Genomic DNA, 237 nt, shown 5'->3' with positions numbered 1-237 from the left:
TGGCGTTCTCTACACGCAGCAGGTTTATCTTGCCAAAGGCGTTTAACTCTGGAAACTCTCTGCGCACCACCACTTCATAATCGGTCTGGCGATGATCAGGCGCATAATCAAGCGTGACACTGTCATAACGGAGATTACTGCCGTTATATCCCTGAGGCAGAGTGAGTTCTGCCTGCCCTGACTGAACAGCCATGGGACGGGTCACAAATGCAGCCATTGTTGTTTGTTCATCCAGCT

At 50.6% G+C, this 237-nt stretch carries 1 protein-coding gene; it reads right to left on the bottom strand.

Annotated elements, in window-relative coordinates; genetic code table 11:
- Window positions 1-237, bottom strand: a 237-nt coding sequence (locus CWC28_RS22075; RefSeq protein ID WP_171038346.1) for a hypothetical protein, incomplete at both ends; no start/stop codon positions are given.

Source organism: Pseudoalteromonas sp. S4492 (genome assembly GCF_005886115.1).
Classification (GTDB): Bacteria; Pseudomonadota; Gammaproteobacteria; order Enterobacterales; family Alteromonadaceae; genus Pseudoalteromonas; species Pseudoalteromonas gelatinilytica.
This window is presented reverse-complemented; position numbering and strand designations above follow the sequence as displayed.